Origin of the sequence: Polaribacter aquimarinus, assembly GCF_003129485.1 — a bacterium.
In the GTDB taxonomy this organism is placed as follows: domain Bacteria; phylum Bacteroidota; class Bacteroidia; order Flavobacteriales; family Flavobacteriaceae; genus Polaribacter; species Polaribacter aquimarinus.
Window position 1 is genome coordinate 567062 of record NZ_QFFG01000002.1, and the last position, 11802, is coordinate 578863.

Consider the following 11802-nt stretch of genomic DNA (forward strand, 5'->3'; position numbering starts at 1 on the left):
CAAATGAAAAAGAAAATCTGTATTATTTTATTAATCATTACAAATTCAATTTGTTTAGCTCAAAATAAACCAGCAAAGATTATTCTTAAAACTGGAGACACAATAAGTGGAGTTATTGGGAAGTTTAAAACAAAATCTTTTAAATACAAAAAGTATGCTAATGGTAAATCTACAGAAATTAACTTTTCAAAAATCAAAAAATTAATTATTCAATATTCCAAAAAAGAAAGACAAACATATCATTTTTTTAAACTTAAAGAAAGTGAAAAATATGTTGCTGTTCAAAAGTTAATTTTGGGGAAAGAGGTTCACTTATATGGAATTCTTAATCATTTTAATTCAACTGGAGCTGGGGGAATTAGTATAAATACATCTTCTATGCAATATTTTTTAAAAAGAGCGAATGAAATGACCCTTACAAATATGGGGTATTATAATCCTCCTTTTGGGAAATTAAAAGAGCGAACTTTAGATTATTTTTCAGATTGTTCAAGTTTAGTTGAGAAAATTAAAAAGAAAGAATTTAGAATCAGGTATGGACTCGAAAAGATTGTTATTTATTATAATAATAAGTGTCATAAATAAATGCTAAAAATAGCATATCATCCTATCTATAAACACCCATTACCGGAAGGTCATCGTTTTCCTATGGAAAAGTACGATTTGTTACCTCAGCAATTGTTGTACGATGGTACTTGTACTCCAGAAAACTTTTTTGAACCTGAAATTCCGAATAATAAATACTTTTTTTCGGTACATGACCCAGAGTATTTTTTTGAGTTATTAAACATTACACTTTCTCAAAAAGCAGCAAGAAAAATTGGTTTTCCGCTTTCAGAGGTTCTAATCGAGCGTGAGATGGTTATTGCAGATGGTACCATGAAAGCATCCAAATTTGCTTTAGAAAATGGAATTGCCATGAATATTGCTGGCGGAACGCATCATGCTTTTTCAAATAGAGGAGAAGCATTTTGTATGCTAAATGACCAAGCTATTGGTGCAAAATATATGCAAAGTAAAGGTTTCGTGGATAAAATTTTGATTGTAGATTTAGATGTGCATCAAGGAAATGGAACTGCCGAAATTTTTAAAAATGATAATTCAGTCTTTACTTTTTCTATGCACGGAAAAAGTAATTATCCTTTTCAAAAAGAAATCTCAGATTTAGATATTGCTTTAGAAAATAATACTAAAGATGATGAATATTTGTTCATTTTAAAAGAAACTTTACCCAAACTTATACAACAAGAAAAACCAGATTTTATCTATTATTTGTGTGGAGTGGATGTTATTGAGACTGATAAACTTGGCAAATTAGCACTTACTATAGAAGGTTGTAAAGAACGAGATCGTTTTGTTTTACATACTTGTTTTGATTCTAAAACACCTGTTATGTGTTCTATGGGTGGGGGTTATTCGGCAGATATTGGAGTTATAGTTAATGCACATGCAAATACATTTCGCTTGGCTCAAGATATCTATTTTTAGCCTTTATATGTTAACAGTTCAAAAGTACTGTCGTATTTTCCATAGGTAAAATATTGTATCCAATCTCCAAGATTAATATATGTAGAATTGGATTGTAACTCAATATTTAAAGGCAGATGTCTGTGACCAAATATAAAATAGTCGTAATGTGTTTGGGTTAATTTTTGTTTGCAATATAAAACCAACCACTCATTTTCATCACCCAAATATTTTGCATCTTCATCACCAGAAATTAATTTATTTTTTACAGACATATAATGCCCCAAACGAACCCCTAAATCTGGATGTAACCATCTAAACAGCCATTGAAAGAAAGGAAATGTAAATACTTTTTTCATGCGCTTGTAGCCTTTATCGCCTGGTCCTAAACCATCACCATGACCAATTAAAAAGAGTTTGTTGTTGATAAGAAATTCTTGTGGAGAATGATAAACAGGAATATTCAATTCTTTTTCAAAGTAATCTGTCATCCATAAATCATGATTACCAATAAAGAAATAAATAGGGATTCCGCTATCTCTAATTTCGGCTAATTTTCCTAAAACACGAACAAATCCTTTAGGAACAACGGTTTTGTATTCGAACCAAAAATCAAATAAATCACCCAATAAAAAAATAACTTCGGCGTCTTTTTTTACTTCATCTAACCAAGCTACAAACTTTTTTTCTCTTGGAAAACTAGCTTCCGGTGTTGGAGCACCTAAATGTTGGTCTGAGGCAAAGTAGACTTTCTTATCTTTAGAAGTTTTGATTGAAATCATTGGTACAAAGAAAAGCTATTCCTCTTTACTTTCCAACTCTAATACTTTTTGTAGCATTTTATCATCTTGATGAATAATTCTATAAAAACCAACATCACCAAAAAGTGTATTGGCTATAGAAGCTTTTAGATAACGTTTTATGCTTTTTTTGGTTTTAAATGAGGGTTTTATTTTATCTTTTATACTCGACAGATAATTATCAAGAACTTTTTCATCTTTATCAAAACTAGAAATAAAAGTTTCTACAGTCCATTTTTTTAACTTAGTTCTATTATTATCTACATAATCAAAAGCAAAGTTATTAATAGTGTTAAAGTAAAAATTAGACATATAAGAAGTAGTATCTATGGCTACAAAAACGTCAGGTATAATTCCGCCACCACCATAAACTATTTTTCCTTTAGGTGTTTTAAACTTTAAAGAGTCAATAACTTTTATACTATCTTTATTTAATAACTCTCCACTTTGAATTCTTTTCTGATAATCTCTGTAATAATTAGCATTACCATTTTTAGAATAAGGTTTTTGAATAGATCTGCCCGTTGGTGTGTAGTATCGAGCAGTTGTTAAACGAACGGCAGAACCATCACCTAAATCCATTTCTATTTGCACTAATCCTTTACCAAAAGAACGACGACCAATAATGGTTCCTTTGTCATTATCTTGTAAGGCACCAGCTACAATTTCTGAAGCAGAGGCTGAGTTTTCGTCTATTAAAACATATAATCCACCTTTTTCGAAATCACCTTTAGATGTTGCGAAAGATTCATCAATTTCTCCTTTATTATTCTTTGTGAAAACGATGAGTTTGTCATCTTCTAAAAATTCATCTATAATACTGTTTGCAATATCAACAAAGCCACCACCATTTCCACGAAGATCCAAAACTAAATCTGTCATTCCGTTATCAATTAAAGAATTTAAAGATGATTTAAATTCACGATAGGTATTTCTTGCAAAACGATCTAATTTAATATAACCGACAGTATCATTAATCATATAGGCTAAATCGACGCTTTTTATGTTTACTTTTCCACGGATAATATCTATGTTAAACAAAGAATCGTTACTTTTTCTGTAGACTTGAAGTGCAACTTTAGTATCTGGTTTTCCTTTTAAATAACTAGGAACTTTGTTGCTAAACATATTTTTACCATACAAAGTGTCTTGATTTGCCATTAAAATTCGATCTCCTGCTTTAATTCCTGCTTTGATACTTGGACCACCTTTTATCGGTTGAATAACGGTAATAGAATCGTTTATCATTCTAAATTGTACGCCAATTCCAACAAAATTACCTTGCATATTTTCGATATTGGCTTGTTGGTTTTCTTTAGGAATATAAACTGAATGTGGATCTAATTTTCCCAACATTTGTTTAATGGCTCCATCTAACAAATTATCGGTATCAACTTTATCTACATAATCTCTCTCAATAAAATTGATGAGTTTTTTTATTTTTTTTTCTTGTGATGAGTTTTTCGATAATGATAAAACATTAGTTGATGTTCCGTTTAGAGAAATTCCGATTAATATTCCGAAAACAACTGCAATAGAAAAGTATATTGGAAGACTATTTTTATGCTTCATAAGGTAAATGATTTACGGCTACACCAGCTTTTTCTAAAAATTGAATACCTGAAAGATCTTTGTATGCTTCTGCATAAACTACACGTTTTATACCAGCTTGATGAATAAGTTTACTACACTGAGTACAAGGAGATAAAGTAATGTATAGAGTAGCACCATTTGCAGACTGCGTGGATGCTGCTACTTTTAGAATTGCATTGGCTTCTGCATGTAAAACTTCCCATTTTGTTAAGCCATCTTCATCTTCGCAACAGTTGTTAAATCCAGATGGTGTTCCGTTAAAACCATCAGATATAATCATTCTACCTTTTACAATTAAAGCTCCTACTTGTTTGCGTTTACAATGCGATAGCTTTCCCCATTCGCGAGCCATTTTTAAATAAGCTCTATCATATTTTAATTGTTTCTTTTCTGTCATCAGAACGAAAGTAAAAAGATTTGATGAATTGAGAAGTTAATAATTAGTCAAAATTTACAATAAAATGCTTATGTTAAATTCAGAGTTGACCTTTAAGTTCGCTTTTTTCCTGATTTCTGCCTTTATTGGCAACAAATAGATGTTCCTTTTTGTATCGAACCAAATAGAGGTTTTCCATTCTATTTCTTTTACAATTGCAACAACTTTCATTCTGCCCCAACCTTCTTCTTGATTTTTAAAATATTGCCTAATTTCTGATGACATTTCTTTGGTCATAGAAACAAAAAACCACCCAAAAGGTTCATTGTCTTGCCACATTTTTGATGTAAAAGTGAATTTGATAGTGCTTTTCATTACTTACCAAAAAACTCGATCTAACATCATTTGTATAGCAAACCCAATTACTATTGACGATGTAACTATAACCCAATCTCTTCTGGTAACTCTAAAAAAGCTTTGTAAAAGTGTTCCAACAAATAGAATTCCTAGAACAATAATAATTTGAGCCACTTCAATACCTAAAGCAAATTCTAAAAGAGGAAATAGTTTGTTTTCTTCCTTTCCAACCATCATTTTAAAATAGTTAGAAAAACCAAGTCCGTGAATTAAACCAAATAATACTGCAAAAATTAAGTTGATGTTTTCTTTTCCTATTGATGATTTTTTAGCAGTAAAAACATTCACCATTCCTGTGATAAATATGGTTAATGGAATTAGAAATTCAATTAAATCTACTCTTATTTTTAGAATTCCATATGCAGATAAAGCTAAAGTTATTGAATGACCTATAGTAAATAAAGTAACCAACCATAATACTTTTTTCCATTGCTTAAAATTGAAAACAACAGCTAAAACAATTAAAAATAAAATATGATCGTAAGCAGTTATATCCAATACATGGGTAAGTCCCATTTTTAAGTAAAGTACAAAATCACTCATTTTATAGAAATCTTAAAGAAGACTCAAAGGTATTAAAACAAAATTTCATAGAAAATACTAATGTACAATTAACAATTTTTAGAGCTATATTTTTAATAATACTAAAATTATAAGTACTCATTTTTAATAATCGACAATAATTGAACAAATACGTAAAAATATTGATTAAAAATACATAAAAATAAGTATAAATACTTAGTTTTGTAATTCAAAAATACGTAATTATGAAAACAATTATTGTTGTAGGAAATGGAATGGTGGGGTATAAGTTTTGTGAGAAATTTGTAGCTCAATCTCAAGATAGAGATTATAAAATCATTGTTTTTGGTGAAGAACCAAGACCTGCTTATGATAGAGTTCATTTAAGTGAGTTTTTTGAAAATCAAGATGCAAAAGCCTTGGAAATGGCACCTGCAGAATGGTATTCAGAAAACGGAATTGATTTAATAGTTGATGAACGTGTTTCGGATATTCATAGAAATACAAAAACAATTATTACTGCAAAAAACAGAACATTTAATTACGATTATTTAGTACTAGCAACAGGTTCTTCTGCTTTTGTACCTCCAATAAAAGGGGTAGAAAAAGAAGGAGTCTTTGTGTATAGAACTATAGAAGATTTAGAGGGAATGTTGTCTTACGCAGCAAAAATAAAAGAGACAAAACCAGAAGCTAAAGCAGCTGTTTTAGGTGGAGGTTTGTTAGGTTTAGAAGCAGGAAAAGCAGTAATGGATATGGGTTTAGAGCCTCATATTGTCGAGTTTGCACCTAAATTAATGCCAAGACAATTAGATGCAAGAAGTAGTCAAGTATTACAATTAAAACTAGAATCTATTGGATTAAACATTCATTTGAGTAAAGCAACAAATCAAATTCTTGGAAATGGTTCTATCGTTGGGATGGAGTTTGGTGAAGATGACGTTTTAGATGTAGATATGTTGGTGGTTTCTGCTGGAATACGCCCAAGAGATGAACTCGGAAAAACTTGTGGTTTAGAAATGGGAGTTCGTGGAGGAATTGTGGTAAACAATAAAATGCAAACTTCTGATGAAAATATTTATGCAATTGGAGAAGTTGCTTTGTACAATCAAATGATTTATGGTTTGGTGGCTCCTGGTTATGATATGGCTGGAATTGCTGTTGAGCAAATTCTTGGAAAAGAAGAAAGCTTAATGCCAGATGATATAGATATGTCTACCAAATTAAAATTAATTGGAGTTGATGTAGCTAGTTTCGGAGAGCCCTTTATGCCGGCGAGTAAAGGTCATTCCATCATTTTTGAAAATAAAACACAACATTTATATAAGAGAATAAATGTGAGCCATGATGGAAAAAAACTTTTAGGAGGAATCTTAGTAGGTGATGCATCAGATTATAGTATGTTACACCAAATTTATTTAAACGGAATGAAAATTCCTGAAGACCCAGCTCAATTAATCTTACCTGCTGGTGATGGTGGGGCTGCTTTTGGCGATGTAATGGATTTACCAGACGAAGCCCAAGTTTGTTCTTGTGAGAGCGTAACTAAAGGTCAAATTTGTGGAGTAATAGAAAGTGGTGAAGCTAAAGATTTAGGTGATGTAGTTTCATGTACAAAAGCAGGTACAGGTTGTGGAGGTTGTAAACCAATGGTGGCAGATTTAACCACAGCTAAACTAAAATCTCTAGGAATTGAAGTAAAAGATTCAGTTTGTGAACACTTTGATTATAACCGACAAGATTTATATAAAATTATTGAAGTAAAAGGATATACCACTTTTAATGAAGTGTTAGACAATCATGGAAATGGAGGTCATGGATGTGAGCTGTGTAAACCTTTAGTAGCATCATTAATGGCAACAATTCACGCAGATACTGCTAACAAAGAATATGCAATTCAAGATTCAAACGATCGTTTCTTGGCAAACATTCAAAGAAATGGAACCTATTCTGTTGTGCCACGTGTTCCTGGAGGAGAAATTACACCTCACAAATTAATCGCTCTTGGGCAAATTGCAAAAAAATACGATTTGTATACCAAAGTTACTGGTGGAGTAAGAATCGATTTGTTTGGAGCAACTTTAAATCAATTGCCATTAATTTGGAAAGAATTAATTTCTCACGGATTTGAAAGTGGACACGCTTACGGAAAATCGTTAAGAACCGTAAAAACCTGTGTAGGTTCTACTTGGTGTAGATATGGTATGGATGAAAGTGTCAGTTTTGGTATCGAATTAGAAAACAGATATAGAGGTATTCGTGCACCACACAAAATTAAAGGTGGAGTTTCTGGATGCATCAGAGAATGTGCAGAAGCAAGAGGTAAAGATTTTGGTTTGATTGCTGTAGAAGGTGGTTGGAATTTATATTTAGGTGGAAATGGAGGTGCAAATCCAAGACACGCAGAATTATTTGCAGAACAAATTGATAACGAAACTGTCATCAAATACTTAGATAGATATTTAATGTTCTATATGAGAACTGCAAAACCTTTACAAAGAACTGCTGCTTGGCAAGAGCGTTTAGAAGGTGGTTTAGACTATTTAAAAGAAGTGATTATTGATGATAAATTAGGAATTGTAGATGATCTTGAAAAAGAGATGCAAACCTTAGTGAACAAGTTTGAATGCGAATGGACTCAAGCTGTAAATGACCCAGAAGTAATGAAGCGATTCAATCATTTTGTAAATTCTGATGAAGAAGATGATAACATTGTTTTTGTACCAATGAGAGATCAAAAAATGCCAGAACCTTGGGTGTAAAATGAGTTAAAAAGTTTCAAGTTGTAAAGTCTGAAAGTTAAAAATACTTTCCAATTGAAAACTTTATGAACTTTTAAACATTCAACTTTAAAAACTAAATAAAAATGGAAGCAATACTCGAACAATATAAAACCACAAAACTAGAAGACGTAAAAGTTTGGTTCAAAGCAGCATCAACAAAAGATTTTCCAAAAGATGGTGGTGCTTGCGTAAAATACAAAAACAAACAAATAGCAGTGTTTAATTTTGCGAGAATTAACAAATGGTATGCCTGCCAAAATGTATGTCCACATAAAATGGAAATGGTGCTAAGTAGAGGTATGATTGGTGATGATAAAGGATTGCCAAAAGTAGCTTGTCCTTTGCACAAAAAAACATTCTCATTAGAAAATGGAGAAAACTTAAATGGCGATTTAGATGCTATTGCTACATATCCTGTAAAAATTGAAGGAGAAAATGTGTATATTGGCTTTTTAGAATAAAAGATTTTATAAATTTATAATGATGTCATTTTGAGAGAAATGAAGTAAAATCGAAAAATCTATTTAGCATTCAATGTTGTTAGGTTTTCCATTTTAATCAAAAAGGCAATCAAATCTAATTTAAGAAAACCAAAAAATGAAGCCAACAAGATTTGAAACTGCAATTGCTTTAATTGATAAAAAAAACGCTGAAGATCCTAATACTTATGCAGTTGCAGGTTTTGAGTATCCAAAAGAGTTGTTGTACTCTCAAAGGATGACAAGAAAGCTGTTGCAATTCAATCCAAATGCATCAAAAGCCTTGCAAATAGCTGCAAGAGCGCAACACATTTGCAGATGGCAAATTGCTAGAAACGAGTTTCCTATGGATAGAGTTGGCTATCTAAAATGGCGTGAAACACTTAAAAAAATGCACGCAAATACTACAGGTGAAATTTTAGGACAAGTAGGTTTTGATGATGAATTTGTAGATAGAGTAAAGAAAATTATCCTTAAAAAATTAATTAAGAAAAACGAAGAATCTCAAGCTTTAGAAGATGTGATTTGCTTGGTATTTTTAGATTATTACTTTGATGAATTTGCAGCAAAACATTCTGATGAAAAGATAATTGATATTTTACAAAAAACTTGGGTAAAAATGTCTGAAAAAGGACATGAAGCTGCTTTACAGTTACCTTTTTCAGAAAAAAGTTTAGACTTAGTAAAACAAGCTATTTCTTAAAAAATGTAATTTTAAAATGACAAAAAACGGCAATTCATTAGACCAAAGAACGTTTGATAAATTAAGCCGTTTGTACATTATTGCTTTAAGTACAATTGCGCTTTCTGTAATTGTTAGTCAAATTTTAGTTCGCAATCATTTAGACAATCAAGAAAGTGATTCTACAATAATTAACGTTGCTGGTAGGCAAAGAATGTTGAGTCAGAAATTGACAAAAGATGTTGTTTCACTTTCTATATCTAATGATGAAAAAAGTAGAATTCTTCTCAAAAATAAAATTCGAGAAACTTTAAATTTATGGCAGATTTCTCATTATTCATTGCAGAATGGTAATGATTCTTTAGGACTTCCAAAAAATAATAGTGAAAAAATAAAAAATAAGTTTCGTGCTATAAACTCAGTTTTTGATACCATAAGTAATGCTTCAAAACTTATAGTAAATCAATTGGATGAAAATCCAGCAATTTCTATTGATTCTTTAGCATCAAATATCAAAAAAATTACCAAAAACGAGCGTTCTTTTTTGTTGATGATGGATGATATTGTAAATCAATATGATTTGGAAGCTGAAGAAAAAGTTGATTGGTTACGTAAGTTAGAATTTTCACTAATGGCGCTAACTTTATTGATTCTTTTAGTGGAGTTTTTATTTATCTTTTGGCCAACAGCAAAATCAGTAAGAGCTACATTGTCAGATTTATTATCCGCAGAAAAAAAAGCAAAGAAAATGGCTTTTGATGCCGATGAATTAAGTTTTGCTAAAGAAAAATCAATCAAAGAATTACGTGCTTTAAGCCACGCAATGGATGAAACATTGTTGTTTGCTAGAATTTCTGCAAGTGGAAATGTAATTCACATCGGAAACAAATTTTCTCGTCTGTTTAAATTATCAAAAATTAATAAAGAAATTTTGTTTTGGAAAATTTTATCAAACAAAGAAAGTGAGCAGCTTTTAATTGAAAATTTAATCAATCAAAATAAAAAAACAGGTTGGCAAGGAGAAGTAAAAGGAACTTTAAAGAATGACGAAACAATTTGGTTAGAAATGTCAATTATCCCTTATATACCTTCTGAAGATAGTTTAGAATTGTTGATTATAGCCTCAGAAATTACTGAAAGGAAAATGGCTCAATTAGAAATTGAAAGATTAACTGCTATAAGTTTTGAAGAAAAAATGAATCAACAAAAAATAATCTCAAGTAAGATTATTGAAAATCAAGAAAAAGAGCAAAACCGAATTGCAAAAGACGTTCACGATGGAATTGGACAAATGTTAACGGGTTTAAAATACAATTTAGAAAGTATAAATATTAATGATTTAGACAAAACGAAAATAAAAATTAAAGACTTAAAAGAGTTGACAACTAATATTATAAAAGGTGTAAGAACTGCAACTTTTAATTTAACACCTCCCGAGTTGTCAGATCATGGAATTGTGCCCGCAATTACAAAACTAACCCATGAATTAGGGAGGTTAACAAGTAAGGAAATCATATTTTACAATAAAACGCATTTTAATCTACGTTTAGATTCGTTAAAAGAAATCAACATTTATAGAATTACTCAAGAGGCAATTAATAATGCTATTAAGTATGCAGAGTCTTCACACATTTTGGTATCACTTTCACATAGTAAAAAAATACTAAGTATTGTTATTGATGATAATGGTATAGGCTTTGAGCCTTCTAAAGTTAAAAAAGTAAAAAATGGTGATGGTGGAATGGGAATGACCTTTATGAAAGAAAGGATTAAATATATTGATGGAAGGATGTTTTTAAACTCAGAACCAGGAAAAGGAACACGAGTAACGTTTAACATCCCAATTTAAATACGTAGTTTTACTTAAAAAGCGTATTTTTGTAAGTATAAATGAGTTGTTTTTATGATAAATGTAGTATTAGCAGACGATCATGTTTTGGTTAGAAATGGTATCAAAGCACTTTTAGAAGATCAAACAGGAATAACAGTTATTGATGAAGCTTCAAACGGAAAAGAAGCTTTAGAAGTAATTGCTAAGAACAAACCAGATGTTTTAATTGTTGATATTAGAATGCCAGAAATGAACGGTATTGAGGTAGTTGCTAAGGTTAATAAAAACCACGCAGATGTTAAAACTTTGGTGCTCTCTATGCACGATTCTGAAGAATATGTTGTAAAATCTATCCAAGCCGGAGCTGATGGATATTTGTTAAAAGGAGCAAGCAAAGATGAATTTATTAAAGCATTAACAAAAGTTGCCTCAGGGGGTAAATATTTTACAGGTGATGTTACTGCAATAATTATGAGTAATTTTGTTAATGGAAATACTAATAATTCAATAGAACCTTTAACTGAGGCTCCAAAAGAATTACCATTTAAACTCACTAAAAGAGAAAAACAAATACTTAGTTTAGTTTTAGAGTTAAAAAATAATAAAGATATAGCTGACGAACTAAAAATTAGCAAAAGAACAGCAGAGGTACATCGCTTTAATTTGATGAAAAAATTAGAGGTAAAAAACCTAATGGAGCTAACAAATAAGGCTAAAGAGTACAATTTAACATAGTTTTCTTCTCAGGTAATTTAAAATCAATTCATTTTCAACTTGTTTTTTTAAGATATTCTTAAAATAAAAAACATCCATTGTTAAATCTCTAATAATTAAAAATTACGTAATTTTATA

The 11802-nt window shown here is 30.6% G+C and carries 12 protein-coding genes; 7 read left to right on the forward strand and 5 right to left on the reverse strand.

Annotated elements, in window-relative coordinates:
- Positions 1-3 precede the first annotated feature (3 nt).
- On the forward strand, positions 4-585 hold the full coding sequence (locus DIS07_RS06070) for a hypothetical protein (protein WP_109404329.1): 582 nt from the start codon (positions 4-6) through the stop codon (positions 583-585).
- Positions 586-1488, forward strand: a complete 903-nt coding sequence (locus tag DIS07_RS06075) for a histone deacetylase family protein (RefSeq protein WP_109404330.1) — start codon at positions 586-588, stop codon at positions 1486-1488.
- Here the strand turns inward: DIS07_RS06075 and DIS07_RS06080 are convergent.
- The 5 genes from DIS07_RS06080 to DIS07_RS06100 are packed head-to-tail and all read right to left on the reverse strand — an operon-like array spanning position 1485 to position 5196.
- Complete coding sequence (locus DIS07_RS06080) at positions 1485-2249, reverse strand: UDP-2,3-diacylglucosamine diphosphatase (RefSeq protein WP_181374550.1); 765 nt, start codon at positions 2247-2249, stop codon at positions 1485-1487. The genes DIS07_RS06075 and DIS07_RS06080 overlap by 4 nt on opposite strands.
- Before the next feature lie 15 nt (positions 2250-2264).
- The gene (locus DIS07_RS06085; RefSeq protein WP_109404331.1) at positions 2265-3839 is read right to left on the reverse strand and encodes a S41 family peptidase; all 1575 of its coding nucleotides are present in this window, start codon (positions 3837-3839) and stop codon (positions 2265-2267) included.
- A complete protein-coding gene (locus DIS07_RS06090; RefSeq protein ID WP_109404332.1) occupies positions 3829-4257 on the reverse strand; it encodes a deoxycytidylate deaminase in 429 nt (142 codons plus the stop codon). Before DIS07_RS06090 ends, DIS07_RS06085 begins: the two co-directional genes overlap by 11 nt.
- A gap of 54 nt (positions 4258-4311) precedes the next feature.
- Positions 4312-4611, reverse strand: coding sequence for a DUF1905 domain-containing protein (locus tag DIS07_RS06095; RefSeq protein ID WP_109404333.1), 300 nt, complete (start codon positions 4609-4611; stop codon positions 4312-4314).
- A 3-nt stretch (positions 4612-4614) separates the two neighbouring features.
- Positions 4615-5196: a HupE/UreJ family protein gene (locus tag DIS07_RS06100; RefSeq protein ID WP_109404334.1), complete on the reverse strand. Its 582-nt coding sequence runs from the start codon at positions 5194-5196 to the stop codon at positions 4615-4617.
- Between the two features lie 224 nt (positions 5197-5420).
- Here DIS07_RS06100 and nirB point away from each other — a divergent pair, with 224 nt between their 5' ends.
- The 5 genes from nirB (at position 5421) to DIS07_RS06125 (ending at position 11685) form a co-directional block, all read left to right on the forward strand.
- Positions 5421-7937, forward strand: coding sequence for a nitrite reductase large subunit NirB (nirB, locus tag DIS07_RS06105; RefSeq protein ID WP_109404335.1), 2517 nt, complete (start codon positions 5421-5423; stop codon positions 7935-7937).
- A gap of 104 nt (positions 7938-8041) precedes the next feature.
- Positions 8042-8419, forward strand: coding sequence for a nitrite reductase small subunit NirD (gene nirD, locus DIS07_RS06110; protein ID WP_109404336.1), 378 nt, complete (start codon positions 8042-8044; stop codon positions 8417-8419).
- 136 nt (positions 8420-8555) lie between these two features.
- On the forward strand, positions 8556-9140 hold the full coding sequence (locus DIS07_RS06115; protein WP_109404337.1) for a DUF4202 domain-containing protein: 585 nt from the start codon (positions 8556-8558) through the stop codon (positions 9138-9140).
- A 16-nt stretch (positions 9141-9156) separates the two neighbouring features.
- Positions 9157-10968, forward strand: coding sequence for a sensor histidine kinase (locus DIS07_RS06120; protein ID WP_109404338.1), 1812 nt, complete (start codon positions 9157-9159; stop codon positions 10966-10968).
- A gap of 54 nt (positions 10969-11022) precedes the next feature.
- A complete protein-coding gene (locus DIS07_RS06125) occupies positions 11023-11685 on the forward strand; it encodes a response regulator transcription factor (RefSeq protein WP_109404339.1) in 663 nt (220 codons plus the stop codon).
- Positions 11686-11802: the final 117 nt, after the last annotated feature.